Source organism: Vreelandella sp. EE27 (assembly GCF_968206495.1).
The window spans coordinates 504,292-530,596 of the sequence record NZ_OZ309109.1 but is presented as its reverse complement, the minus strand read 5'-3'; the positions used below and the strand labels follow the sequence as shown (position 1 = coordinate 530,596).

26 protein-coding genes and 1 pseudogene are annotated in these 26,305 nt (G+C 57.6%); 7 read left to right on the top strand and 20 right to left on the bottom strand.

What is annotated here, in order from left to right; translation table 11 throughout:
• Window positions 1-31: 31 nt before the first annotated feature.
• From ACWHVV_RS02540 to ACWHVV_RS02475, 14 genes are all read right to left on the bottom strand, one after another.
• Window positions 32-625 carry an exopolysaccharide biosynthesis protein gene (locus ACWHVV_RS02540; RefSeq protein ID WP_447927938.1) on the bottom strand — a complete coding sequence of 198 codons (594 nt, stop codon included), beginning with the start codon at window positions 623-625 and terminating at the stop codon, window positions 32-34.
• Complete coding sequence (locus ACWHVV_RS02535) at window positions 618-1,082, bottom strand: tellurite resistance TerB family protein (RefSeq protein WP_447927937.1); 465 nt, start codon at window positions 1,080-1,082, stop codon at window positions 618-620. The genes ACWHVV_RS02540 and ACWHVV_RS02535 overlap by 8 nt, the downstream gene beginning before the upstream one ends.
• Before the next feature lie 3 nt (window positions 1,083-1,085).
• A complete protein-coding gene (locus tag ACWHVV_RS02530; RefSeq protein WP_447927936.1) occupies window positions 1,086-2,096 on the bottom strand; it encodes a nucleoid-associated protein in 1,011 nt (336 codons plus the stop codon).
• Between the two features lie 40 nt (window positions 2,097-2,136).
• Window positions 2,137-2,898, bottom strand: a complete 762-nt coding sequence (locus ACWHVV_RS02525) for an ABC transporter permease (RefSeq protein WP_447927935.1) — start codon at window positions 2,896-2,898, stop codon at window positions 2,137-2,139.
• On the bottom strand, window positions 2,895-3,830 hold the full coding sequence (locus ACWHVV_RS02520; RefSeq protein WP_447927934.1) for an ABC transporter ATP-binding protein: 936 nt from the start codon (window positions 3,828-3,830) through the stop codon (window positions 2,895-2,897). The genes ACWHVV_RS02525 and ACWHVV_RS02520 overlap by 4 nt, the downstream gene beginning before the upstream one ends.
• Before the next feature lie 95 nt (window positions 3,831-3,925).
• The gene (locus ACWHVV_RS02515; protein ID WP_447527704.1) at window positions 3,926-4,204 is read right to left on the bottom strand and encodes a peptidylprolyl isomerase; all 279 of its coding nucleotides are present in this window, start codon (window positions 4,202-4,204) and stop codon (window positions 3,926-3,928) included.
• A gap of 122 nt (window positions 4,205-4,326) precedes the next feature.
• Window positions 4,327-5,424: a serine hydrolase gene (locus tag ACWHVV_RS02510; RefSeq protein ID WP_447927933.1), complete on the bottom strand. Its 1,098-nt coding sequence runs from the start codon at window positions 5,422-5,424 to the stop codon at window positions 4,327-4,329.
• 28 nt (window positions 5,425-5,452) lie between these two features.
• Window positions 5,453-6,571: an acyltransferase family protein gene (locus ACWHVV_RS02505; protein ID WP_447927932.1), complete on the bottom strand. Its 1,119-nt coding sequence runs from the start codon at window positions 6,569-6,571 to the stop codon at window positions 5,453-5,455.
• A 193-nt stretch (window positions 6,572-6,764) separates the two neighbouring features.
• Window positions 6,765-7,064 (bottom strand): hypothetical protein, encoded by a 300-nt coding sequence (locus ACWHVV_RS02500; RefSeq protein WP_447927931.1) that lies wholly within the window; start codon window positions 7,062-7,064, stop codon window positions 6,765-6,767.
• A gap of 341 nt (window positions 7,065-7,405) precedes the next feature.
• On the bottom strand, window positions 7,406-9,151 hold the full coding sequence (locus tag ACWHVV_RS02495; protein ID WP_447927930.1) for an IlvD/Edd family dehydratase: 1,746 nt from the start codon (window positions 9,149-9,151) through the stop codon (window positions 7,406-7,408).
• Between the two features lie 63 nt (window positions 9,152-9,214).
• A complete protein-coding gene (araH, locus tag ACWHVV_RS02490) occupies window positions 9,215-10,225 on the bottom strand; it encodes an L-arabinose ABC transporter permease AraH (RefSeq protein ID WP_447927929.1) in 1,011 nt (336 codons plus the stop codon).
• 38 nt (window positions 10,226-10,263) lie between these two features.
• Window positions 10,264-11,757, bottom strand: a complete 1,494-nt coding sequence (araG, locus tag ACWHVV_RS02485) for an L-arabinose ABC transporter ATP-binding protein AraG (protein WP_447927928.1) — start codon at window positions 11,755-11,757, stop codon at window positions 10,264-10,266.
• 27 nt (window positions 11,758-11,784) lie between these two features.
• Window positions 11,785-12,780, bottom strand: a complete 996-nt coding sequence (locus tag ACWHVV_RS02480; protein ID WP_447927927.1) for an arabinose ABC transporter substrate-binding protein — start codon at window positions 12,778-12,780, stop codon at window positions 11,785-11,787.
• Window positions 12,781-12,875: 95 nt separating this feature from the next.
• Window positions 12,876-14,117, bottom strand: coding sequence for an aldose epimerase family protein (locus ACWHVV_RS02475; RefSeq protein WP_447927926.1), 1,242 nt, complete (start codon window positions 14,115-14,117; stop codon window positions 12,876-12,878).
• 154 nt (window positions 14,118-14,271) lie between these two features.
• Between ACWHVV_RS02475 and ACWHVV_RS02470 the strand changes: the two genes are divergently transcribed.
• The gene (locus ACWHVV_RS02470) at window positions 14,272-15,204 is read left to right on the top strand and encodes a LysR substrate-binding domain-containing protein (protein ID WP_447927925.1); all 933 of its coding nucleotides are present in this window, start codon (window positions 14,272-14,274) and stop codon (window positions 15,202-15,204) included.
• Window positions 15,205-15,404: 200 nt separating this feature from the next.
• On the top strand, window positions 15,405-16,409 hold the full coding sequence (locus tag ACWHVV_RS02465) for a glycoside hydrolase family 5 protein (protein WP_447927924.1): 1,005 nt from the start codon (window positions 15,405-15,407) through the stop codon (window positions 16,407-16,409).
• A gap of 120 nt (window positions 16,410-16,529) precedes the next feature.
• Here ACWHVV_RS02465 and ACWHVV_RS02460 read toward each other — a convergent pair whose 3' ends face one another.
• Together ACWHVV_RS02460 and ACWHVV_RS02455 are read right to left on the bottom strand one after the other, a co-directional pair.
• Entirely contained in the window at window positions 16,530-17,456 is a 927-nt protein-coding gene (locus ACWHVV_RS02460) for a Gfo/Idh/MocA family protein (RefSeq protein WP_447927923.1), read from the bottom strand.
• A gap of 38 nt (window positions 17,457-17,494) precedes the next feature.
• Window positions 17,495-18,253 (bottom strand): FadR/GntR family transcriptional regulator, encoded by a 759-nt coding sequence (locus tag ACWHVV_RS02455; RefSeq protein ID WP_447927922.1) that lies wholly within the window; start codon window positions 18,251-18,253, stop codon window positions 17,495-17,497.
• 306 nt (window positions 18,254-18,559) lie between these two features.
• Here ACWHVV_RS02455 and araD1 point away from each other — a divergent pair, with 306 nt between their 5' ends.
• Together araD1 and ACWHVV_RS02445 are read left to right on the top strand one after the other, a co-directional pair.
• Window positions 18,560-19,552 carry an AraD1 family protein gene (araD1, locus tag ACWHVV_RS02450; RefSeq protein WP_447927921.1) on the top strand — a complete coding sequence of 331 codons (993 nt, stop codon included), beginning with the start codon at window positions 18,560-18,562 and terminating at the stop codon, window positions 19,550-19,552.
• Window positions 19,553-19,620: 68 nt separating this feature from the next.
• Window positions 19,621-21,195 (top strand): aldehyde dehydrogenase (NADP(+)), encoded by a 1,575-nt coding sequence (locus tag ACWHVV_RS02445; RefSeq protein WP_447927920.1) that lies wholly within the window; start codon window positions 19,621-19,623, stop codon window positions 21,193-21,195.
• Between the two features lie 567 nt (window positions 21,196-21,762).
• Here ACWHVV_RS02445 and ACWHVV_RS02440 read toward each other — a convergent pair.
• From ACWHVV_RS02440 to ACWHVV_RS02425, 4 genes are all read right to left on the bottom strand, one after another.
• Entirely contained in the window at window positions 21,763-22,551 is a 789-nt protein-coding gene (locus ACWHVV_RS02440) for a hypothetical protein (RefSeq protein WP_447927919.1), read from the bottom strand.
• Window positions 22,552-22,633: 82 nt separating this feature from the next.
• The gene (locus ACWHVV_RS02435) at window positions 22,634-23,239 is read right to left on the bottom strand and encodes a DUF4326 domain-containing protein (protein ID WP_447927918.1); all 606 of its coding nucleotides are present in this window, start codon (window positions 23,237-23,239) and stop codon (window positions 22,634-22,636) included.
• Window positions 23,239-23,679: a DUF488 domain-containing protein gene (locus tag ACWHVV_RS02430; RefSeq protein WP_447927917.1), complete on the bottom strand. Its 441-nt coding sequence runs from the start codon at window positions 23,677-23,679 to the stop codon at window positions 23,239-23,241. The genes ACWHVV_RS02435 and ACWHVV_RS02430 overlap by 1 nt, the downstream gene beginning before the upstream one ends.
• Before the next feature lie 8 nt (window positions 23,680-23,687).
• On the bottom strand, window positions 23,688-24,302 hold the full coding sequence (locus ACWHVV_RS02425; protein WP_447927916.1) for a dual OB domain-containing protein: 615 nt from the start codon (window positions 24,300-24,302) through the stop codon (window positions 23,688-23,690).
• A 559-nt stretch (window positions 24,303-24,861) separates the two neighbouring features.
• Between ACWHVV_RS02425 and ACWHVV_RS02420 the strand changes: the two are divergent.
• The 3 genes and pseudogenes from ACWHVV_RS02420 to ACWHVV_RS02410 form a co-directional block, all read left to right on the top strand.
• Window positions 24,862-25,071 (top strand): annotated as a pseudogene (locus ACWHVV_RS02420) (hydroxymethylglutaryl-CoA lyase); the annotation flags it as partial.
• 134 nt (window positions 25,072-25,205) lie between these two features.
• Complete coding sequence (locus ACWHVV_RS02415) at window positions 25,206-25,607, top strand: MbcA/ParS/Xre antitoxin family protein (RefSeq protein WP_447527689.1); 402 nt, start codon at window positions 25,206-25,208, stop codon at window positions 25,605-25,607.
• Complete coding sequence (locus ACWHVV_RS02410; protein WP_447927915.1) at window positions 25,604-26,284, top strand: RES family NAD+ phosphorylase; 681 nt, start codon at window positions 25,604-25,606, stop codon at window positions 26,282-26,284. The genes ACWHVV_RS02415 and ACWHVV_RS02410 overlap by 4 nt, the downstream gene beginning before the upstream one ends.
• Window positions 26,285-26,305 lie beyond the last annotated feature (21 nt).

Below are 26,305 nucleotides of genomic sequence, written 5' to 3'. Positions count from 1 at the left end.
CTCCCTTCAACTCTCGAGCGCAGCGCGGGGTTTAAAGCAGATACATGAGAATGGCGGCGAAGGTGGCGCCGGTGATCAGAAAACCCAGCGAGAGCACCAGTCCGTCCTTTGCCACCAACCCCAGGCCGAAGAGCGTTAGCGCAAGCCCCGCGCCGTTGGCGGTGAAGGGAATGAACTCCATCGGCGGCATGGCCAGTGCCACCAACGAGCAGGCAAGCGCGGTGGCGCGCATACCGATATAGCCGCTCATCCAGGCCAGGCGCACGCCCAAAAGCCCGTCGACCCACTTGGCGGGCTTGCGCATCAGTCCCAGTGATTTATCGAAGCCTTTGCGCGAGACCGACCGGTTCAGGAGTATGCCCGGCAGCCAGAAGGCCTTGCGCCCCAAAAGCAATTGGCTCGAGGTTAGAAGCACCAGCACCGCCATGAGCGTGGGCACGCCAGGAATATCCCCCACAACGGGGGCCAGGGTAATGATGCCCGCCACCAGCAGCAGCGGCCCAAAGGAGCGCCGCCCGACGGCGTCGAGAATGTCCTCGACACTGACGCGGCGCTTTTCCTCTTCCATTTGCGCCATGGCGTCGAGCAGTTCAGTCAAGCTCGCGGCCTGGGAGTCGTCACTCATGGGGGCGTTGGCGCTCCTCGGCGGCGAGTTTACTGCGAATGAAGTCGCTGTGGCTTAGATGCAGAAGATCCGCCAGGCGGCGAATGCGGTGCTCTTCCTGGGGGTCGATACTGCCATCCGCCCAGGCCAGTTGCCACATCAGCGCCACCAACTCACAGCGCTTTGCGTAGTCGTAGTGCTCCTTGATGAGGCTTACGAACTGGTAGTGGTCCACCGCCTCCTCCACTTCGGCATCCGCCAGCGCCATCAGCTCGGTGACTTCTGCGTCGCCCAGCCGATAGCGGGCCATGAGTATCTGCTTGAGCGTTTGGCGCTCGGCATCGGTTTGCTCGAAGTCCGCGCGCATCACTTCGCAAAGCAGCGCCGCCGAGGCAAGTTCCAGCGTCAGGTGCTGGTTTTCGCGCCGCTCGGGCTCGGCGAGCGCGTCCTGAAAAAAATCCCGAATCGCGTCGAGCATGGCTCACTCCTTACGCTTGGCAAGCTGTTCTTTGAGCTGCTTGGGCACCTGCTTGATGATCAACCGGTCCTGGCCCTCGTCGTACTCGATGCTGGAGCCCAGCAGGTGCGAATCGAAGCTGATGGAGACGCCACCGGCGCGGCCAGTAAAGCGGCGAAACTGGCTCAGCGTTTTCTTGTCCGGCGGAATCTCCGGCGAAAGGCCGTAGTCGGCGTTGCGGATGTGCTCATAAAACGCCTTGGGCTGCTGTTCGTCGACGAGCCCGGAGAGCTCTTCCAGGGTCATCGGCTCGCCGCGGCGCATCTGCTCGTTGGCGTAGTCCACCAGCGTATCGGTCTTTTCGCGGCTGGCCTCTTCGTCGAATTCTTCCTGCTCGACGAAGTCGCTAAAGGCCTTGAGCAGCGTGCGGGTCTCGGCAGGCGCATCGACGCCCTCCTCCATGCCGAGCACCGCCGCCACGCCATCGGCCAGCTTCTTCGCGCCGCGATCCTTTAGAAACGAGACGTACTGTTGGCTGGCGGTTTCATCGCCCTGCCACTGGGTAATGTTGACCCGCGCGGCCAGGGTGAGCTGCTGGGTATTGAGCTGGGCAGCAGGCACGGCCTGGTGGGATTCGCTAATACCGATGCCTTCGCGCTGATGCACGAGCGCAAAGAAGAGCGTTTCGGTATCGCCCTGGCGCTGGTGGGCGATCACCAGATACCCGCTCACCGAAAGCGCCTCCTGCAGCTCGCGTGCCAGGCGCTCGGTCAGGGCGGTGGAGAACGCCATAAAGTCCTGATCACCTTTAAGGTATGCGGCAAGCCAGGCCACCAGAGGCCCGGCCTGCTCGCCCTCGAGAGCGAAGCGCCCCCAACCCTTGGCCTTGGTGTTGTAGGTATCATTCAATTTACCCACCAGGTTTGCCATCACCGGGTCGTCGCTTTCGCCAACGGCTGGCGCGGTGGTCACGGTCAGGCGCTCGCCGTCCAGGGTGGGTTCCAGGCGGTGAACGATGCTTTGCAAAAGCGGCATAGGGGAATCTTGCCTTTTAAATGATCAAAAATTGAGACGCTTAGGGCTTCAGCCGGTAGCCGGTATGGAAAATCCAGCCGATCATGGCCAGGCTTGCGGCGAGAAAGAGCGTAATCATACCCACGCTTGCCCCAAGACTTACGTCGCTGATGCCGTAAAAGCTCCAGCGAAAGCCGCTGACCAGATAGACCACCGGGTTTGCCAACGTCACGCTTTGCCAAAACGGCGGCAGCATGTCGATAGAGTAAAAACTTCCGCCCAAAAAGGTCAGCGGGGTGATCACCAAAAGCGGCACCAGCTGGAGTTTATCGAAGCCATCCGCCCAGATGCCGATGATGAACCCCAGCAGGCTGAAGGTGACGGCGGTGAGCACCAAAAAGGTCAGCATCCAGAACGGGTGGGCGATCTGAAGCGGCACGAAAAAGCTCGATGTGCCCAGAATGATCAGCCCCAGCAGTATCGATTTGGACGCTGCGGCCCCCACGTAGCCCACCACCACTTCCAGATACGAAATGGGCGCGGAAAGGATCTCGTAAATACTGCCGGAGAACTTGGGAAAGAAAATGCCGAAGGACGCATTGGAAACGCTTTGCGTCAGTAGCATCAGCATGATCAGCCCGGGCACGATGAAGGCGCCGTAGCTGACCCCGTTGATTTCACTGATACGCGAGCCGATCGCCGCGCCAAACACCACGAAGTAGAGCGAAGTGGAAATGACCGGTGAAACGATACTTTGCAAAAGCGTGCGCCGGGTGCGCGCCATCTCCGCCATGTAGATCGAACGGACGGGGTAGAGATTCATGAGCGCTCCTTGACCAAATCGACGAAAATATCCTCAAGCGAACTCTGCCGGGTGTGCAGGTCCTTCACACGAATGCCCTCTTCGCTCAGCGCGGCCAACAAGCCGGACACGCCGCGGCCTTCTTCTTCCTGATGACCATCGTAGGTGTACACCAGCATTTGACCATCGTCGGTCAGGCTCAGCGTGTCGCCCTCGAGGCGCGAAGGCAATGCGGCAAGCGGGGTGTGCAGCTCCAGGGTGAGCTGTTTGCTGCCGAGCTTTTTCATTAGTGCCGCTTTCTCTTCCACCAGCACCACTTCGCCGTGATTGATCACGCCGATGCGATCGGCCATCTCTTCGGCTTCTTCGATGTAGTGGGTGGTGAGAATGATGGTCACGCCGTTATCGCGCAGCCCACGCACCACCTGCCACATGTCGCGCCTAAGCTCCACATCCACGCCGGCGGTGGGTTCATCGAGAAACAGAATGCGCGGCTCGTGAGAGAGCGCCTTGGCGATGAGTACGCGGCGCTTCATACCGCCGGAGAGGGTAATCAAGCGGTTGTTGCGTTTGTCCCACAGCGCAAGCGACTTGAGCACTTTTTCGATATGCGCCGGGCTTGGCGGCTTACCGAACAGGCCGCGGCTGAAACTGACCGTGTTCCACACCGTCTCGAAGGCCTCGTTGGTGAGTTCCTGAGGCACCAACCCGATGCGCTGACGCGCCTGGCGGTACTGCTTGACGTTATCGAAACCGTCGACGGTCACGTGGCCTTCACTTGGATTGACCAGCCCGCACACCAGGCTGATGAGCGTAGTCTTGCCCGCGCCATTGGGGCCGAGCAGAGCAAAAATTTCGCCACGTTGGATAGTGAGATCCACGTGCTTGAGCGCTTGAAAGCCACCGCTGTAGGTTTTGTTCAAGCCCTCGATAGAGATAATGGGGTCGTTCAAGGCGTGCTCCTCACACCGCGGCCGGGCCGCGGTGCTTGACTGCCAAGGGCGACTGGCACGCGCAAGGAAGAGGGCCGCCAGCGCCCAAGGGCAGATTAACTGCGGCTGGTGACTTCGAGCAGATGGTAGCCAAACTGGGTTTGAACCGGACCATGGACTTGATTGAGCTCGCCGCTGAAGACGACCTTATCGAACTCCGGCACCATTTGGCCCGGGCCGAACGTGCCCAGGTCGCCGCCCTGGCGACCGGACGGGCAGCTCGAATGCTCCTTGGCAACCTCAGCAAAATCGCGGCCGTTTTCGATCTCTTGCTTGAGGGCAAGGCACTGCTCTTCGCTATTTACCAGAATATGACGGGCGCTGGCACTGGCCATATAAGCCTCCTGAACATCGGTTTTAAGGGGTCACTAGTTTATCACGGCTGTGCTTGGGTGGGTGGCGTTAACCCGGTTGGTCACGCTGGGCTCGACACCCGCTTTGAACACGTTACAGATCGCTAGGGCGTACCTAGCGCGCCGGTCACCCTCAGCGCCTCGCCCACGCCGGCCAGGGCCTGTTCGTGCTGGCTGCGCGAAAGCGGCCCCCGGGCACAGGCAACGACCACCCAGGGGCCCTGCTCGGCCGAGCCCAAAGAGCCCCGCGAGGCCAGCCCAGCATCGCAACTACGCCGGTGCTGGGTGCCGGTTTTATGAGCGAACGTGATGGCCTCGCCCATGCCCCGCTTCAAGCGCGCCTCGCCGGAGCGGGTACGCGTCATCAGGGCGATCAGCGCCTGACGCTGGTCGGAAGCCAGGTCGCTCACTCCCCCCTGGTGGAGCGCGGCGAGCAGGTCGCCGTAGGCTTTGAGCGTACCGGTGTTTTCACCGGTTTGCTCGTAGGCATCGAACGCGCGGTCGTAATCGGGCTCGCGTAAATCGCTACTGGCAACGCCTAAAAGGCGCGCAAGCGCCGCCGGGCGCTGACCGATACCGTTTCGGCGAAGCGCCATGAAATCGCTGCCGCCCAGCGCTTTCGCTTGTGGGTGCAGCGCGCCATACACCCCCTGGCGCACGCCCACCAGCCGGGTGATCGGCCCCAGCTCATTGGGGTCACCGCCACTGGCCGCCACCATTTGCCTGGCGCGCGCATTGACCGATTCGAGCCCGACCCGGTTGATCAGCATGTCCGAGGCGGTGTTATCGCTAACGGTGATCATCTGCTCCAGCAGATACGTAATCGAGATCGGCGTGCCGGGGTCGTGCCAGTTCACCGGCCCGGCGCCATCCACGTAGTCGCTCTGGTTGAGCGTGATGCGCTCGTCGAGCGTCAGCCCACCGGCCTGGCGCTTTGCGAAGACCTCGGCGGCCACCGGCACCTTGATCAGCGAGGCCAGGTACCAGGGGATGTCGGCTTGCCAGGAGAAGGCTTCGCCGCTTTGCAGGTTTTGAACGTAAACGCCGAGCGCTCCGCCAAAGGCATCCTCGATAGCGGCCAGGCGAGTGCTCAGGCTCCCCTGCCAATAGCTCTGTTTGTCGGTCTCGTAGTACCAATCCGCTTGTACCGGCAGCGCTATACAAAGCGCCGCGACAATCAGCGTGCATTTAAACCATCGCAAATCGTCACCTCGATCGTTTGTCATGTGGCTATCGGTGCGCCGCTATCCAGCGTGTTACCCAAATCCACAGCGCGGCCCCGAGAATCAAAAGCCCACCGACGCCCAGCGCCTGCGGGTAGGTATAGGTGCCGTTAAGCTCCAGCAGAAAACGAAGCACTAAAAAAATCAGCATGATATGGAAAATGAACGCCTTGAGCGCGTCGCTTCCGACAATGCTCAGCGGCAAAAGTGCCTTGGCCGCCGCCGCGCCGCCGGCCAACGCAAGCCCTAGAACAACCAGCGCCCCACCCACGCTGAACAGCATGAAGGCAAGCTGTGGCGGGTGCTTACCGGCATTGTTCGCCACCGCCACCATGGCCGCATAGGGGCCATCATCCAGTGCCGCCAGGCCATAAAAGGCGCCGATCATTGCACCACCCAGCGCGATCAATATCGCGACCAGGCGAAGGCGCGGGGCGCGCTCGAAAACGCAGCGAAGCATGGCCTCGCCTATCAAAAGCCCGGCAAGAATCAGCGGCGCGCGGCTTAGCTGCCCCCAGGTGTAATACGCTTCGTGATCGACCAGCAGCGCTTTCAAAAGGGGGTTGCCGCCAAAATCGAACCCCTGCAACCAGGCCGAGAGTGCGGTGAGCACCGCGATAGCCGCCAGGCGCGACCATAGCGGTGCCCGGGCCCAGAACGGAAGTATCAGCGGCACCCACAAAAGCGCGATGGCGTAGAAGCCGAGGATTTCGACCCAGATGGCAAAGTTGGCGTAGAGCAGCGTATCGACGATATCCGCTGGCGCGTTGAATGGGAGCATTTCGACGATGGTGAGCGCCTTGTACCAAAACCACACTTCAAGGGCGCGCAGCCACAGTTTCAAACGCCGCTTGGGCCAGTCTTCGTCCTGGGTACGCGGTAAAAATGCCACCGCCAGCGCCATGCCGAACACCAGGATAAAAAGCGAGGAGGAGAACTTGGTGAGAAGGTGTACAGGTACCATGCCCCACTCGGGCACGTTGGGAATCCCCACCAGGCCGCTGACGGTATGGCTTATGATCATCAAACCAATGGCTATCCCCCGGGCCAGGTCGATTGCCTCGATCCGCCCTTGTGCCCTGGGGAGAACAGGTACTTCTTTTAAGCTCGATTTTAAGCTCAGCACGTGGCGTACATCCCTGTAAACGGCGTCGATTCGATGTCGATCACCCAAGCTATAGTGAGAGGGCCTCAACTTTAGCTTATCGCCCGTAACAGGGGTAGCGGACGTTTAAACGCAAAAATGCCCCGCATTCGGCGGGGCATTTCGTGGCTCATCCTTGAACCAGGGAAGCGGTTAGTCCTTTAGCAAGCGGGGTTTACCAATTGCTGTCAGAGTCGGCATCCGTGTCAGTATCGGTATCCCAATCTTCTTGCTCCTCCTCCTCTTCTTCGTAAGTGAATTCTTGCTCTTCCTCTTCGTACTCGGTTGTCGCACCCTGCTCCTGCTCGGTGTCGTAGGAGTTGTACGTGCCCTGCTCATCCTGCATGGTGTCTTCCTGCGGTACCGGCTCTTGCGGCGCCGTGTCTTCTTCCATGCCAGCAAAGGCTAGCGGGCTGGCCATTAGGCCGAAAGATACACCAAGGATGCCTAGTTTCTTGAGAGATTCCTTCTTCATGATCGTGCCTCCTGATTGGCTTTACTTTCCAGCTTTTCGACACGGGTATCAATAAAAGCGTTACCCGGTAAAAAATCGTACGTTGAGTTTAAACAAGAGCACCGTGCCATCCTGACGCTGCGCTCTTGGCCAAACCAGTGCAGCGGGCGTACCAGGTTTTCAATAAAAAATGGAAAATAACTTAAAATCAAAAACTTAAAAAGAAAAAAGCGTGTGCCAACCTGTACTCAAACCTGCATTTAATACGTATTTTAATGTTTAAGGTTGGCACATGGGCCGCGTTGGTCATGTCAATTGCAGTTAATGCGCCCGGGGGATCCTCGCAAGGCATTGGCTATCTTTTAGTGCGAATGACGGGGTACTTCGGCGCCGCGACAGCCCACCAGAAAGTCGAAGTCGCACCCCTGGTCGGCTTGCAGCACCCGTTCGATATAGAGCTGGCGGTAGCCGCCCTGGCTTGCAATCATCGTGGAGGCCGCCGTGGCATCGTCAGCGCTCAGGCGCTCGGCCAGTTCTTCATCGCTGATATCCAGGTGCAGTCGCCCGCTTTGGCAGTCGAGCTCGATCCAGTCGCCGTTGTGTACTGCGGCAAGCGGCCCGCCCGCCGCGGCCTCCGGCGCTACGTGCAGCACCACCGTGCCGTAGGCGGTGCCGCTCATGCGTGCATCCGAAATGCGCACCATATCGGTCACGCCCTGGGCAAGAATCTTGGGCGGAAGCCCCATGTTGCCCACCTCCGCCATGCCGTGATACCCCCGCGGGCCGCAGTGCTTCATGACCAGAATATCGTCGGCGTTGACGTCCAGGTTCGGGTCGTTGATGCGCGCTTTGTAGTCGTCGAAATCTTCGAATACCACCGCCCGGCCGCGGTGGCGCATTAGCGCAGGCGTCGCCGCCGAGGGTTTGAGCACCGCGCCGTTGGGCGCCAGGTTGCCGCGCAGTATGCAGATCCCGCCGTCCGCGGTGAGCGGATTATCCAGCGGCCGGATTACCTCGTCGTTATAGAGCGGCGCGTCCTGTACGTTCTCCCAGAGGGTTTTTCCATTCACCGTCAGCGCGTCCTTGAACGGCAGCCGGTCCGCCTCGCCCAAGCGTTTGAGCACCGCAGGCAGACCACCGGCGTAGTAGAACTCTTCCATCAGAAAACGCCCCGACGGCTGCAGGTCGACCACCGTGGGCGTGCCGCGACCGACGCGGCTCCAGTCGTCAAGCTTCAGATCGACACCGATGCGCCCGGCAATCGCCTGAAGGTGAATGACCGCGTTGGTGGAGCCGCCGATCGCGGCGTTCGTCCGAATGGCGTTATCGAAAGCTTGTTGGGTCAATATTTTGGACAGTTTGAGATCCTCGTGGACCATCTCGACGATACGATTACCGGAGAGATGCGCCAGCACGTAGCGCCGCGAATCCACCGCGGGAATGGCGGCGTTGTGGGGCAGCGACACGCCTAATGATTCCGCCATGCACGCCATGGTCGAGGCGGTGCCCATGGTGTTGCAGGTGCCCGCCGAGCGCGACATACCCGCCTCGGCGGCCATGAAGTCGTGAAGCGAGATTTCGCCGGCCTTCACCTGCTCGGAGAGCTGCCAGACCACGGTGCCGGAACCAATATCCTTGCCTTTATGCTTGCCGTTGAGCATCGGCCCGCCGGTCACCACGATGGCGGGGATATCGCAGCTGGCCGCGCCCATCAGCAGTGCCGGGGTCGTCTTGTCACACCCCACCAGCAGCACCACTGCATCGATGGGGTTGCCGCGAATCGCCTCCTCGACATCCATACTCGCCAGGTTGCGGGTGAACATGGCGGTGGGCCGCAGGTTGGATTCACCGCTGGAGAACACCGGGAACTCGACCGGATAGCCTCCCGCTTCCAGTACGCCCTTTTTGACGTGCTCGGCGAGCTTGCGAAAGTGAGCGTTGCAAGGCGTCAGCTCCGACCAGGTATTGCAGATACCAATGATCGGCTTGCCTTGAAACTCGTGGTCGGGAATGCCCTGGTTTTTCATCCAACTGCGGTACATGAAGCCGTTCTTATCAGCGGTGCCGAACCACTGGGCGGAGCGTAGAGGCGTTTTTTGAGCGGACATGAAAGTCTCTCCGTATCGATGCCGGTGACAAAATTGGGTGACTAAAAAGAGAGTGGGTAAGCGTTAAGCGCGCTGTCGGCGGGTCTGCTTCCAGCGGTCGAACATCACCGCCAGCAGAAGGATCGCCCCGCGTACCAGGTACTGGTAGAAGGTCGGCACGTTCAAAAGCCCCATGGCGTTTTGCACACAGCCCATGATCAACACCCCGACCACCACGCCGGTAATCGTGGCCACCCCGCCGGAAAGCGCGACCCCGCCCAGCACACACGCGGAGATGACGGCAAGCTCCAGCCCCATGGAGGTGTTAGGGTCGCCCAAGCCCATGCGCGAGGCGAGTAGCACCCCCACGACCCCGGCGACCACGCCCTGAAGGCCGAACACGATAATTTTCAAACGGCGCACGTTCACCCCGGCAAGCGACGCCGCTTCCGAGTTCCCCCCGGTGGCGAGCACGTTGCGGCCAAACGCCGTCATGTTGAGCACCACGCCAAAGATCACGAAGCAGGCAAGCATGGTCCAGACCGGCAGTGTCAGGCCCAGAAACGCGGCGCTGCCCAGGTCGAAAAAGCCCGGTACGGTAATCATGACCGCATCGCCGCCGGAGGTGATGTAGGCAAGCCCGCGCACGAACTCCATGGCGGCCAGCGTGGCGATGAGCGAGTTGATACCGAATCGGGCGATCACCAGCCCGTTAAAGACCCCGACCGCGCCGCCGGCCACGATGCCGCCGAGCACACCGGTCAACACGCTGCCGGTACTGGAGGTCACCACCGCCGCGACGACCCCGGCAAACGCTACCGTGGAGGCCACCGAAAGATCGACTTCCCCCAGCGCCAGTACCAGCATCATGGTGGTGGCGAGACTCCCGATCAGCGTGATCGACAAGAGCAGCCCGACCATGTTGCGCCCGGTGAGGAAGTCGGGAATGAAGACCGCCAATGCCACGAACAGCAGCAGAAAAATGGCGATCAGCCCCGAGGTATCGAGCAGTGTGCGTAGCGGCTTGATCAGCCCCTGGCGCCCGGCAGGCCGTTCTGGCGCTGCGCTATCCTGAGTCAATTTATTGGTTGTCATTATGTTAATCCTAAAAGAAAGCCTGAGCCCAGAGACGGTTACGCCGGCAGCGCCAGCCCCAGCAGGCGTTCGGGGGTAGCGGCGTCCCGCGGGACCACCTCCACCAGTTCGCCATCCCGCATGACGGCAATGCGGTCACAGATCGAGCTCACCTCGGCAAGGTCGCTCGAGATCACCAGTACGCTCTTGCCCTGCTCGGCCAAATCGTAAAGCAGGCTATAAATATCGCGCCGTGCGCCCACGTCGATGCCCCGGGTGGGTTCGTCCATTACGAACAGATCGATCTCTTCAGAGAGCCACCGAGCAAGAATCACCTTCTGCTGGTTGCCGCCGGAGAGCTTGCCGATCGGCGCCCGCGGGCCCGGCGTCTTGATGCTCAGTTTCCGGATGTAGTCTTCGGCATTACGCCGCTCGCGCCCGGGGTGGCGAAACACGCCCCAGCGCTTGAAAAAGCGCCGGCAGCTGATGTTCAGGTTGTCAGCGACGCTTGCCACGGGAAAAATGCCCTGGGACTTGCGGTCTTCCGGACACATGGCGATCCCGGCACGAATCGCCTCGCCGGGGCTTTTGAAGCGCCGCGTGGTGCCCTTGAAGGTGACGCTGCCCGCTTTGGGTGTCTCGACCCCGCACACCAGGCGCAAAAGTTCGCTGCGCCCGGCCCCCACCAGGCCGAATAGCCCGAATACTTCCCCCTTCTTCACCGAGAAGCTCACCGGGCCTTTGATCCCCCGGCCTTCGATGCCGTCCACGCTGAGCACCGTCTCGCCGGCTTCACGAAAGCGGTAGCCGTAAACATCGTTGATATCGCGGCCGACCATTTCACTGACCAGCAGGTCGTGGGTGAGCGTACTCATGTCCTCGTGGGTGCGAATGTGCTTCCCGTCGCGAAATATCGTGACCGCATCGCACATCTCGAACACTTCCTCCATGCGGTGGGTCACGTAGAGCACTACCCGACCTTCATCGCGCAGGCGCTGGACGATACGCTTGAGCTGGCGCGTCTCCTGTACCGAGAGGCTGCTGGTCGGCTCATCGAAGGCGATGACCCGCGCATCGCGCAGTAGCGCGCGGCCGATCTCGATCATCTGCTGCTGGCCGATCGATAGATCGCGTACTTTCGTGGAGGGATGAATCGCGCCCTCGCCCAAATCTTTCAGAATCGCCAGCGCCCGCTCTTTCAACCGGCGGCGGTCCACGAACCCACTGCGAGTGGGTAGCTGCCCCAGCAACAGGTTTTCCGCCACCGACATGTTCGGTGAGAGGGTGAGCTCTTGATAGATGATCGCGATGCCTTCGCGCAGCGCCTCCCGGGCATTGCCGAAGACGTGACGCTGCCCATCGATCCAAAGCGCTCCTTCGGCGGCCCGGTTCACGCCGCTAAGCACTTTCAGCAGCGTGGATTTGCCGGCGCCGTTTTCGCCCATCAGCGCATGCACCTGGCCGGTGTGGGCCGAGAAGCTCACATCGTCCAGCGCGCGCACACCAGGAAATACCACGCTAATGCCGTCGAAACGAAGATACGGTTCAGACATATCCAGACCCTCCACGAACAGAGCGCATTAAAGTCCCAGTTCCTCACGCACTTCTTCCCAGTTATCCCGGGTCATCAGAGTGCCGGTGGTTTCCGTATTGGCCTCGGGCTCGCGGTCTTCGCTAATCCAGTGGTACAGATCCTCTGTGGTTTGGCGGCCGTGCATGGTCGAGCTAACGGCCACCGTGCCGTGAAAGCCGGTGGGGTTGTTGCGCGAGAACTCGGCAAAGGCAGCACCAGAGCCGTTGATGCCCACGCCGATCACGTCTTCCGGCGCCAGCCCATACTGCTCTGTCGCACGCACGCCACCCAGCACGCTCTCCTCGTTGAGCGCGTAGATCACCCAGTGCTCGTAACCGCCGCGCTGAGAAAGTACCGGGGATGCGGCGGAAAAGGCGCCGTTGGTATCGGTGCTTTGCTGGGGCGCGTCGAAAATGTTCTCTTCGGGGAAGCCGGCCTCGAGCAGCGCCTGGGTGGCGCCATCGGTGCGCTCCACCGCCGTGGGCAATTCGTTATTGGTGATGCGCAGCGCGGCCACCTGTTCACTGTCCCAGCCCCGCGCCTGCATCTCCGCGGCAATCGCCTCGCCCACCTGGCGGCCAATTTTGGTGCCCGACATACCTAGATGAGGCACGTCCGCCATGGGCTCGCCGCTGGAATTCACGAACTGGTCGTCCACGGTGATGACCTTCATACCGTACTGGTTGGCGCGGTTCATGATGGCCGACCCCAGGCGCACGTCCGGCGGGCAGATCACAAAGCCCTGAGCCCCTTGGGCGTAAAGATTATCGATGGCGCTCAGTACTTGCTGGCCATCCTCACCGCCGAGCCGCACGACTTCGAAACCGAGCTCTTCGCCCACCTCGGTCGCCGCGCGCTGCTCGTTGATGAACCACGCCTGCTCCGGCTTTTTCACGATAAAGCCGATTTTTACATCCTCGTCACTTTGTGCCTGAACGCTCAATGGCGCCATCATGATGGCGCTGCATAGTGCCAGGCGTGCAAAAGAGGTGGCTAGTCGCATGGTGAAGCTCCTTTTATCGTCATTGTTTTGTTGGCTGTTTCAATCGCGGCGGGTTGTTTGTCGCCGGACGGGCAAGGCTGGCTTGCCCGCGAGTATCACTGGGTGTCACTGCTCTGCCGGGTGGAGAAACGCATCACGGTGCGCGAGTGATAATGCTCACCGGGTTCTAAAGTAGTGCTGGGGAAGTCGGCCTGGTTGGGCGAGTTGGGAAAGTGCTGGGTTTCCAGCGCCAGGCCCGAGCGCTGCTGATACGCCTGGCCGCTTTTACCGGTGAGCTCGCCACCCAGAAAATTACCCGAGTAAAACTGAATACCCGGCTCGGTCGTCTCGATTTCAAGCAATCGGCCGCTTTCGGGCTCCCATACCCGCGCCGCCAGCACCAGCTCGCCTTCTTGGCTTTCATCGCGCTCGAGCACGAAGTTGTGATCGTACCCTTGGCCAAAACCGAGCTGCTCGTCGTCCTGCTCGATACGCTCGCCAATGGCCGTTGGCTCGGTAAAGTCGAACGGCGTGCCCGCCACGTCGCGAAGCTCCCCCGTTGGGATCAGCGACTCACTAACCGGCGTAAAAGCCTCGGCGTTGAGCATCAATTGGTGATCGAGGATGGTATCGCTGCCCTCGCCTTTGAGGTTGAAGTAGCTGTGCTGGGTCAAATTGACCGGGGTGGCCTTGTCGGTCTCGGCCTGGTAGTCGATGATCAATTCATCCTGGTCGGTGAGCGTATACGTCACTTCGACGCTCAGCTCGCCGGGGTAGCCCTCTTCCCCCTCCGCGCTGGTATAGCGCAGCACCAGACCCTGACCACTTTCATTCTCGAACGGCTCGGCTTGCCAGAGTACGCGGTCAAAGCCCTGTTCGCCGCCGTGTAGGTGGTTGTCGCCGTCGTTGGTCGAAAGCATGTAGGTCTCGCCATTCAGCTCAAATTGGCCGCTGGCAATACGGTTACCATAACGCCCGATCAGCGCACCAAAGTAAGGATTGACCTGCTGGTAGGCGTCCGAGAGATAGCCATCGATCGAATCGAAGCCCAGCACGACATCGTCGAAATCGCCGGCACTGTCCGGCACTTTAAGCGACACGATGGTGCCACCGTAGGTAATGACCTTGAGTTCGACACCGTTGGCATTGGTGAGCAGGTAACTCGCCACCTCACGACCATCGGGCAGTTGGCCGAACGTGGCTTTTTCGATGCTTTCAGCGGCATGTGTCGGGCGCTGTTGCTCCATGGTAGACGTCTCGTTCTGCGCATGGGCGGTGCTCATCACCAGCAGCGCGCTACCCACTCCGATGAATAGCGCAGGGACAAAACGGCCCGGCGTGGCGTGCGTTAGAGGCATGACACTTCCCCTCTTTGTGATTGTTATTATCAAGGCGACTTAGATGCCGCCTGGTCATCGCTAACCCTAGACAATTCGGGCATAACCAACCAATACAAAGATAAGCTAAAATCCATATACATTTAGTTATCGACAACGACAAAAGGCTTATTTCATGGGTGTTCTGGAGGATGACTGGTTTCTCGACGCTCGACTAAAGTTGCGCCATTTTCAGCTATTTTTAGCGCTCGAGGAGCAGCGCAACCTGCACCGCGCGGCGCGCCAGCTCCATATCAGCCAACCCGCCGCCTCCAAACTACTCAGCGATGTGGAGTTCAATCTGGGGGTCCGCCTGTTCGATCGCCACTCCCGCGGCTTGACGCCCAACTGGTATGGGGAGGTGATGGTTCGTCAGGCGCACAGCATACTGTCAACGCTTCGCCACACCGGCGAAGAGCTGAACGCTTTACAACGTGGCCATCTGGGAACCGTCGCGGTCGGTACCGTCATGGCGCCCGCGGTGACGCTGCTGACCAGCGCCATCGAAAAGGTCCATCGCGATCGACCGGCGCTAAAAATCAGCGTTGAAGTGGATGTCAGTAAAGCGCTTGTCCCCCGCCTGCTGGAAGGCGAGCTCGACTTCGCGATTACGCGAATCCCTGCCGGCCATGACATCGAGCATTTCGTGTTCGAGGAGATCGGTGAGGAAAAACTCTGCTTCGTCTGCCGAGAGGGCCATCCTTTGGCGAGTACCGAGACGCTGACATTAGCCGATATGGCCCGCTTCCCCTGGTCATTGCAGCCTCCGGGTGCCCTGATGCGCCAGCGTGTCGACAGCTTGTTCCTGCATCATCGGATAGAGCCACCGCGTCAGGTCGTCGACACCGCCGACTTGCTGGTATCGCTGGCGCTGGTCTCGAAATCGGACACGATCACCGTGACCACTCAGGAGACGGCGGACCTGCTCTGTGCACCGCAGCGCTTTTGTCGACTCCCCTTCAGCGAGACCCTTAGCGTGCCCCCCTACGGCCTTGTCAGTTTGCGCCATCAACGTCTCTCGCCAGGGGCCGCGGTGCTAATGAGCATGCTGCGCGAACTGATCGAATAACGCATCCGTTACACGAGGCTCGTCGTCTTAAAGTTTGGCGGCGCTAACCCGCCAGCGCGTTACAGCGTATTAAAAGATTAATGTTATTTTTTGCAAAGTCAGGGGGTGTTTTTCCAGCCAAGGCCTAAGCTTTTCTTAATGCTGCTTCAGCATTCGCCGTTTCACTAAAGGTCACTTACCTGTTAGTAAAGGAGCGCTTAATGAAATTTCCCCTCTACTGTGTGATGAAGCATGGCTGGCTAAAGCCCGTATTCATCACCCTCACGATGGTCACGAGTACCGCAGCCTTTTCGGATGTCCCGCCTCTGAGCGTAGAAGGCAATCAAATCCTGAGCGGCGGAGAAGCCAAAAGCTTTGCCGGTAACAGCTTTTTCTGGAGCAATACGGGCTGGGACCAGGAAAAAATGTATAACGCGCAGGTGGTGCAGTGGTTAAAAGAGGATTGGAACACCACGATCGTTAGAGCGGCCATGGGCGCCGATGAAGGCGGCTCGTACCAGCAGGATCCTGACGCCAATGTCGAACGGGTGGAAACGATCGTCGACGCGGCTATCGACAATGACATGTATGTCATCATCGATTTTCACACCCATCACGGTGAAGATAAAAAAGAGGATGCCATTCGCTTTTTCCAACAAATGGCGCAGCAGTATGGCGATTACAACAACGTCATCTACGAAATCTATAACGAGCCGTTACAGGTGAGCTGGAGCGATGTCGTCAAGCCTTACGCGGAAGATGTGATCGCGGCTATCCGTGACATCGACCCTGACAATTTGATCGTGGTGGGCACCCCCACCTGGTCGCAAGACGTGGATGCCGCCTCTGCCGACCCGATCGAGGGCGACAATATCGCCTATACCCTGCATTTCTACGCAGGCACCCACGGTCAATCCCTACGCGATAAGGCCGAAACCGCCTTGAATAACGGTGTCGCCCTGATGGTGACGGAGTGGGGCGCCGTCAACGCCGATGGCGGCGGAGCCGTGGCCGAGGAAAGTACTCGCGAATGGATGGACTTTCTCGCCGACAACGCTATCACGCACCTCAACTGGGCGGTGAGCGACAAGGATGAAGGTGCCTCCATCATCAGGCCAGGCGCCAGTCCTACAGGTCAGTGGGACGCATCCGAGCTGACCGATTCCGGCACCCTGGTCAAAGAGATCATCAGCAACTGGGGCACCGAGATCGGCTCAGTGGAGTGATAGAAGCGTCGCTATGAAAATAGAAGTGTCGCTTTTAAAGCGGCATCGACCCAACCAAAAGCCCGGCCAACGCCGGGCTTTTTTAATTCACGCCTGCATGAAAACCGGTCGACGAAGTCCCTACTCGATGAACGCATCGACGCTTTCGCGGTGGCCATAAAGAAAAGCATCGGCGACCTGGCGAAGCGGTGCTACGTCGACATCGCTTTCATGACGACCGACCAGCTCGACAAAGTGTTCATAAAGCCCGGCGTACTCGCGCTCCTCGGCATCGACGATGACCTCACCGTTAATCGTCAAACGACAGCCCCCTTGGGTCAGGCTTAGCGACCCTTCGTCGGTTTCGACATGAATATCCCAGGTTTGCGGCCCGGTCTGGCGAAAGTCGAAATGCGCCTCGATAACGGCTTCACGCGCGTCGGTAAAGCTCAGCTCAGCGGCGATGGGGGTCTGGCAATTGCTGGGCACCTGTAGCGTGGCACCGCGCAGGAAAAACGGCTGTGCCAGAATGGCCGTCGCAATCGAAAGCGCGTTGATACCCGGATCGAACACGCCCATTCCGCCGGGTTGCCAGATCCACGCCTGACCGGGGTGCCAGACACGCACATCCTCTTTCCACTCGATCTCGACGCGGCGTACATCGCGCTGGCTAAGCCACTCACGAGCACGCGCCACCCCCGGGGCAAAGCGTGAGTGCCAGGCGGCAAACAGCGTGACGCCCTGCGCGTTGGCCAGGGTTATCAACGCCTCGACTTCGCTGAGCGTGGCCCCCGGCGGTTTTTCCAGCAGTACATGCTTGCCGCGTAAAAGCGCCGCTCGCGCCGTGGTATAGCGCAGGTGGGTCGGCGTGCAGATCGCCACGGCCTCAATATCCGGCTGGTTATCCAGCATCGCTTCAAGCGATTCAAAGCCTGGAACACCCTCCAAGGATGCGTGGGGATCTGCAGTCGCCGCCAGTTGGCAGGCTGACGTGGCCGCTATAGCAGGTAAATGCTGGTCGCGGGCAATTTTCCCGACGCCAACAAGCCCAATGTTCAGTTTCGACATACGTTCGCCTTGTTTTTGAAAAGAAATGAATCGTTGTGTCAGTGATGGTCGACGCTGCGCCCCAGGGAACTGGCCCCGTGTTCGAGCCCTAACGCTTCGGCGGTTCCTGCCAGCACCGCCAGGGCGGCGTTGAACGCCTCCCTGGGGCGGCGCATACGAATGCTCTCCATCAGTACGCGATGGCGCTCCAGCGCTTCATCGGGGTTGGAAGCGCTATCGTTGGACATGGAGATCAGCATGTAGATGGAGGGCCGGAGAATATGCGAAAGCTGCGCCCAAACGATATTGTGGGTGGCCTTGAAGATCGCTTCGTGAAAGGCCACGTCGTACTCGCTGTGCAGGCGGCGCTCTTCAGCGCAGGTCGCATTGCGCAGGTTTTGCCCCAGCCCCTCGAAAGCCTCTTCGATCGCGACCAAATCCCGTGCCTTGGCACATTTGGCGGCGGTCATGGCCACGTAGGGTTCTACATCCAAACGGAAAGCGAGAATCTGGCGTTGAATATCCGGGTTGGGCACCGCGTAGCGGGTTAGCCAATCGGTCACTTGCGGGTCCAGAATGTGCCATTCCGAGTATTCGCGCACTTTCGATCCGTGGCCGGAAATGCGCTCGATAATGCCCACGTCGACCAGTTGGCGCAGGTCGCTACGAACCGCCGAGCGGTTCATCGCAAACCGCTCACAAAGATCCAGCTCGCGAGGCACGAAGTCACCCGGCTGGTACTGTCCGGTCAGAATCTCGCTGACCAAATGCTCCGCAATACTGGGGCGAGCCGTGGGCTTGTTCAGAGATGACGTCACTAAAATCGATCCTGTTTCAATTCATATCCATCCTAACGTAATTACCCGGGCGCCATCACAGCGACTCGCCAACAGCGCCTCACCCACCTGCTTCAACAACGACACTCCACGGTTGTGACACGCGTTTTAAAAACCGCGGCTTCGACGGCCGAGCGGTCACTCGGCGGTTAGCAGCCTTTTCGCTTTACCAGAAACATACAAAAGTCTATGTTGAACATAAAGAAATAAAGTAAGACATTTAAAAGAATGACTCAACGCCCCGCCGCACGCAGCAAGACGCAATAGCTCATACAAGGACAAATAACGATGCGACTTATTCAATACCTCGACGCCAACGACCTGCGGGTCGCCTGCGTCGAAAACCATGACCAGGTCAGGCTTATCGAGATCGAAGGAGGTACCTATGGCCTTGCCCAAGCGGCCATGGCAGAAGGGCGCTCCTTGCAAGCAGTGGCAACGGCCCACCAAAGCGACGAGCTGATCGACTACCAAACGTTGATCGATGAACGCCGCTTGCTCCCCCCGGTCACCCACCCGGACCCCGCTCACTGCCTGGTGACGGGAACGGGCCTGACCCATCTGGGCAGCGCCGACACCCGCTCGGCCATGCATGCCAAGACCCAAGTGAGCGACGATGAGCTGACCGATTCCATGCGCATGTTCAAGCTCGGCGTCGAAGCAGGCAAACCCGCGGCCGGCAGCATCGGTGCCCAGCCCGAGTGGTTTTACAAGGGCGACGGCGACTGCATCGTGGCGCCCGAAGCGGACATGCCCTCGCCAGGCTTCGCCGAAGACGCCGGTGAAGAGCCGGAACTTGCCGGGCTTTATATCGTCAGCGGCGATGGCACCCCTTTCCGGCTGGGCTACGCCGTAGGCAACGAATTTTCGGATCACGTGACCGAGCGCTTCAACTACCTGTGGCTCGCCCACTCCAAGCTGCGCGCCTGCAGCATGGGGCCGGAGCTGCTGGTGGGCGAGCTGCCCGCGCACCTGGAGGGCACCAGCCGTATCGTTCGCGACGGCGAAACGCTGTGGGAAAAGCCCTTTCTCACCGGCGAAGCCAACATGGCGCATAGCCTTGCCAACCTCGAGCACCACCACTTCAAGTACCCAGGCTTTCGCCGCCCAGGCGATGTGCACGTGCATTTCTTCGGCACGGCAACGCTCAGCTTTGCCGATGGGATCCAAACCCGCGAAGGCGACCGTTTCGAGATAGCCCTCAACGATTTTGGCCGCCCGCTGCGCAATACGCTGCGCCCGACGCCAACCAGGGCGACCGGCGACATTCAGCCGCTTTGATCAAAAGTACACTCCCGCGACGACCAGTCATCAAGTAACGACATCGATTAATACGTAAAGGAGGCACGATGAATCTGGAAGGTACCCTACTGATTGGCCAACAGGCCGTTATCGGCACGGCCGCCGGCATCAACGCGGTCAATCCGGCCACCGGCGAACAGCTCGAGCCCACGTACCCAGGCGGCACGCGCAGCGACGTCGAAAAGGCCTGCGCACTTGCCGAACAGGCTTTCGACCACTATAGCGACACCTCGCTGGAGGAGCGCGCACGCTTTTTGGAAGCCATTGCTGACGAGATCGACGCCATCGGCGCGGACCTCACGAAGCGCGGCGTCGCGGAAACGGGCCTGCCCGAAGCGCGCCTTGAAGGCGAACGCGGCCGCACCTGCGGTCAGTTGCGCCTGTTCGCAAGCGTGGTACGCGCCGGCGAATGGCTCGATATTCGCCACGATCCGGCCCTTCCGGATCGCCAGCCGATGCCGCGGGGTGACCTGCGCCAGCGCCACATTCCGCTCGGCCCGGTGGCCGTCTTCGGCGCCAGCAACTTTCCGCTCGCCTTCAGTGTGGCGGGGGGTGACACCGCCTCGGCCCTGGCCGCTGGCTGCCCGGTCGTCGTGAAAGGCCACTCGGCACACCCCGGTACCTCGGAGCTGGTGGGCCGCGCCATTCAGCGCGCGGTGGCGAAATGCAAGCTGCCGGAAGGCGTCTTTTCGCTGCTCTTCGGCTCGGGTAAAGAGATTGGCCAGGCGCTGGTCGCTGACCCGCACATTAAGGCGGTCGGCTTTACCGGCTCGCGTAGCGGGGGTAAAGCCCTGATGGCGACCGCCCAGGCGCGCCCCGAGCCGATCCCGGTCTACGCCGAAATGAGCAGCGTCAATCCCGTCTTCCTGCTCCCGGAGGCGCTCAAAGCACGCGGCAAGCAAATCGCCGAAGCCTTTGTCGGCTCGCTCAACATGGGCGCCGGTCAGTTCTGCACCAATCCTGGGCTGGTGATCGGCCTCAAAGGCGCTGAGCTTGATACCTTCATCAACGCCGCCGGGGAGACGGTCAAGGAAACCACCGGCCTCACCATGCTGACACCGGGTATCCATGACGCTTACCAAAGCGGTGTGGCGGCACTGTCCAGGCAAGCCAGTGTGAAGGAAGTCGCCCGCGGGAAAACCGGCGACGGCCCTCATACCAGCCAGCCGGGCCTCTATGTGGCAAGCGCCCAGGATTTCTTGTCCGATGAAGCGCTACAGGGAGAAATTTTCGGCGCCACGTCGCTGATCATTGAGTGTGCCGACGCCGATGAGATGCTAAAGGTCGCCAAGCAGGTGGAAGGCCAGCTGACCATCACCCTGCAAATGGAAGACGCTGACCTGCAGGCGGCCAAGCGCCTGCTGCCGACCCTTGAGCGGCGCGCCGGACGCATCCTGGTCAATGGCTGGCCCACCGGCGTAGAAGTCGGCCACGCCATGGTCCACGGCGGCCCCTACCCGGCCACGTCCGACAGTCGTACTACCTCGGTGGGCAGCGCCGCCATCTTCCGCTTCCTGCGCCCGGTCTGCTATCAGGACCTGCCCGGCGAGCTGCTGCCCGAAGCGCTGCGCGATGACAACCCGCTCAACGTAACGCGCTTGGTGGACGGCAAACGCCACTAAGCGCTACCGCGGCTCACGTAACGCGCATCCAACCGCTAGCCCGGCAGGGAGTTACCCTGCCGGGCTAGTTTCGTTTGTAGGGTGCCTGAGCTTTCACTTGGCTCGCTGCTGCCGATGATGACGCGGTTGATCTACCCAATGTCGGACGGTGGCGGGCAGCGTTGCGTAGCAGCGCTGCCGATGACCAGTTCACCCCCATAAAAAGGGCTGGCAACGCTACCAACATACTCACCACACCAGAGTAAGTCACAACAGCAGAAATAACTGACGCCGTACAAAATAGATATTTAAGCGTTGAGGACGTAGAAAACACACTCGCCAAATAGCGAACAGCAGCGATAATCATCAAACTTGCAGTCGTCTACTGCTCCAGCAAAATAAAGTGGCTCGAAATCAACGTGCCTGCAAAAAACAGGCACGCCAAAATCTTTTCCGGTCTTTAAACTGGAATGACATCAGGTCAAATCCAATAGCTATAGCCACTAAGAATTGCGATAGAAAAAAGGGTGTCACTGTAAATATAATACTTGCGTCAGATGAGCCAAAGGCGTCACATGGACGAACTTTTTAAATAGGAATTACACATACCTTATCTGGAGGTATTCTTTGATTACAGAATTTCAAAAGTACAATTAAAGAGTCTTGAAATTCCGAAAATTGGTCGAGGGAAATACAAAGCCTCATGAGTAGCGGATGAACAGGATCATTCGGGCTAATTGTTATCCTCACATCTTCATCAGCAAAGGAATTTATGTACCTGACATCTAAGGATGGTAAATACATACCCTCATTAATATATACTCCGGAAATCTTACCTTCTAGTGCTTTTTTCTTGTGTTTCATATCTGTTATTTCAAAGCCCCAAAAGTCCATTAACTTTCTATCAGTTGCAGCAACAAACAACTCAGCAATTTCAATAGACTTCTTAACATCAGAATAATTTGGAGATGAAAAGTTGTGCTCTAAACCATTCCTCAAAGTTCTTACTTGGGAAACTAAGCCACTTGGAGCCATGCCAAATGCATTGATTATTCTGAGCTTAATAGGTATATTATTTCCATCTTTGGCATCTGAGAAGATCTCAGAAAACTTAACAAGATGACTAGGGAAGTTCTTTGGATCATATCCAAATGACATGAATATTTTATCTATCTGGCAATCAATGGTTCTTTTTGCATTAGACAAGGCATTAACCAACCCTCTTTTAGAGTTATCCTTTAAATCAGCCTTAGAGAAAGAAAGGAATTCTGAAGGATTAATGTCAAAACTGTGTGAAAGCCTGGTTCCACTATCCACTTCAACAAAGCAGTTAGTGAAGTCTATTTTGGCTAAGTCAAGAAGTTTTGCGAAATTCATATTTCCTCATGTAACACCATACTCTGCGGCAATTTTGGAGCGCAGCGGAAAAATCTTCCGACAGCAGCACCTAGTTAAGCGCTTACTTGCCGTCATCCCATGAATTTAGAAAATCAGCAAGAACATCGCCGTGACAGGCTTGTGGTTTACAAAAACAGCCCAAGCGCTTTCCTGCTAACTTGTACACTTCTGATTTTTCCTTATTTGGGAATTTCTCATAATCAAAGTCATATTTATATTTTCGTATAACCTCTTCACGATCATCTCCCTGCTCATACATAGAGTAGGGGTTTCCCCAATAAGACCCCCTTCCAATATATTCATAATCCGGTGTGCTTTTCTCTGACTGGTATTCCGTATTAACTTTAATGTTTATGACTCGTGTTATGGAAATCCTAACAACCCTAAAAGGCTTTCCGCTTTTTTTTAATTTCGATATTTCTTCCAAAAACTCTTCACCATCGTCGAAAACAATGGCATGCGTTATATCGTCTGGGGTCCAGCCAGCAAACTCCTTGTGTGCTATCTTCTCTGAAGTTTCATTACAGAGCCTTGCAATTAAACCATTTGGATCGTCTAAATACACCAAATTAGCTTCGCCGATATTCGAAATTAGTTTTAGAACTTTTCTCGACAGCTTAGAATAGCAATTAAAGAGCTTTGGGTAAAGAATCAATATAGTAGCCATTAGTATAAATGCTTAACCTTTAAGTTTAAATCCGAGTGTTTATTAAGATACTCAACCACAAGCCTTCTATGGCAAAGGTGCGGCTCGTGCTCACTGCACAGCAAGCAACCATGATCAAGCAATGCTGGCTTTATTGATTTTTCAATATTTCTTTGTCCCATCAAGTTTAAAAACTTATCTTCGTATACTTCCCAAGACATATCGCCTTTCTTGTAGGCATTCAAAATATCTTTAGTCGGTGCCAGCTCGGGTGAATGCACGTAATCTGCACCACAAAGCTCATTTAAAAAAAACTTCAAGTCATCCCTTTTGGCAAAGCCTGCCAATTGAGACACATTATTTAAACGAACGTCAATTAGTGTTTTAACATTCGACACCTTCAAATAATTAAAAAATTTTTCGGCACTTTTTTTGGTAAACCCGATCGTATAGATTTCCATAGAAGACCTTAAAAAACTGTAACTACAAGCTTGTAGCAATATCCTTGATGTTCTTCACCTAAGCTAATACAAAGAATACCGTTTACCTCACGCTGCTCTCGAAATATCTCGTCAAATTTCGGATCGGTAACAGCTAAGTCGTAGTCACTTCCATTGTAGTCAAACGAAGCTCGTCTTTTCCCATTATCGGTAGTGTATAAGTTAAGATCATCAACTTTTACGAGGTAAAGGGATTGATCAATATTGTAGAACCCCATAGCAATCAGGCTGTGTTGTACTCTATTATCCTGACCCCATAGATCATCTGGAGTATCGAGATAGAAAACTAAATCAGATTCTCTAATCGAATAGTTTTGTAGCCACAAGCTACCATCGATTAGATAATTTTCTGGTTGATGCGAAAGAGGAACATGTTGCAAAAAACCCATTCTAATCTTTTGCAGCGGCCTAACACCAAAAGTGCCGTAGGGATTTTTGTATTTGGCTTGCTCATGGCTTAACTCCGCTCCATTTGCATTAGAAACCGGGCGAATCCAATTACCTGTATTTATACACTTTCCAGCAACGCAGTGCTGTCTGTGTTTAACAGAGTTTGCGAGTACGATAATTTCTGCTTGAGTCATGCTATATCCTTGCTACGTGATTATTGGCTCTTAATAGTGATTATACCTCCAACCACATAACCTTAATAAAAGCGCCAGCACATTTATTGAGGTTACGCAGCACACCACAAAAAAAGCATTTTTTTTATAGCCTTAGCTCTCCCTACGCCACTATTGGCAGCATTCCCGTGCCTGCGCATAGTGCCTTTTCTCGTCATACTCTATTCACTAATGCGCCTTAGGTCACGCTGTAATTGGGGGTCCCTCCTCGGCAATACGTCGCAGGCAAGCGGCACGACCATGTGCGCGTGCCAGCAGCGTTTTAGACATTGTGGGTCGTGGCGCAGGGCGAGTTTCTTCGCTGAACACGCCACCGTCCTTCGCCGGTGACGAACGTCTGATTACCTATTGGCTAATTGTCGGGCTCTGGCGAGTGGCCCATGCTTTCGCGCAACAATGACACCCACCGGCACTGGAAAGGTAACCCCATGGCTGATCAAGCGCGCGAACTTTCGCTTCAAGGATTGAAAGTACACGAATTAGGCCAACTGATCGCCGGTCCCTTTGCCACCAAGATGCTGGTGGCTGCCCCTTTGCCCCGGGCGCGACGGGCAACGTCTGCACCGAGGACCTTGTGCACATGTTCGAAGCGATGGGCGTGGCCACCGGCGTCGACCTGGACGCCCTGCTCGATGTGGCCGCTACCCTGCCCGAGCTTGTGGGCCACGAGGTACCCGGGCAGGTGGTCAAGGCCGGCAAGGGGGACCGGCGTTATCCAGTCCCGCACTAACAACCAATACGTTCGAGTCGCTGATAGCTTTCTAACAAGCCTTCCCGTGATTTAAAACTTTACAGCTCAAATGAGCGCTATTTCCTCATATCGCTCATCTGGCGTAAACTCTAAAAACGTTAGGGGAGAGTACTATGGGAATACAGCAACGATCTGTGGCTAAACGCCAAGCGATGGCAGCCGCCGCGATGCGAACCTATCCCGGCATCTCACACGCTTGGAAAATGCGCGAAAGCGAGGCAGCCCTACTGTTAGGCGTACCGGGCTCCACTTATCGGCGATGGAAAAAAACGCCAGAAAGCGCAAACCTCGATGCCAACCATCTTGAGCGAATGTCGTTGATACTTGGGATCTACAAGGCACTGCATATTCTGCTGCCTAATCAGGAGGCCGCGGATGGGTGGCTTCGCAGACCCAATAGCAATCCACTTTTTTCAGGCCACACGCCCATGGAACGTTTGCTCAACGGCCAAGTGTCGGACCTGTACGTCGTGCGCCAGCACCTTGATGCCGCACGTGGTGGTGGTCACGCATGAGGTTTCCTTCAAACAGCGTTGTATGGCGACCCAGCTATCGCGTTATTCCCTCACGCTTTCCGCCCATTCACCTGTTCGAAAACGTGAACGCCAGCGCCAGCGATTGGGATTTACTCAATGAGCTGGAAGGTGAAACCTCGGCGCGGCTACGCGAACAGGCAGGCGCTATCCATCTGGTTCGCGATGAAGACCGACGTTACGGGCCGGGCTTTACACCGGTCATGGCCGCCTTTTGCCATTTCCCCGCCACCGGATCACGTTTTAGTGATGGCACGTTCGGGGTGTACTACTGCGCCCTTACAGAGGCCACGGCGATCGCTGAAACGGTCTATCACGCGGAGAGGTTTTTAGCAGAATCCCGCGAGCCGCCCATGATGCTCCAGCAACGCGTTTACCTGTCGAATTTGAGGGGACATCTAATCGACCTGCGCGAACAACCTCATACCCAAGCACTTCTTGCACCGGACAGCTGGACCGTGAGCCAAACCATGGGAAGAAGTGCTTGGGAAACACGCGCTGACGGGATCGTTTATCCCAGCGTTCGAGCCCCCGGCGGTGAGTGCGCCGCTGTATTGCGCCCGCCGGTACTGTCTGCCGCACACCAGGGACGCCACCTCGGCTACGACTGGGATGGCGAGCGCATTCGTCATATTTATGAGCTGACGCTACTAAAGTGATAGACCCAAGGCCAGGCCTCT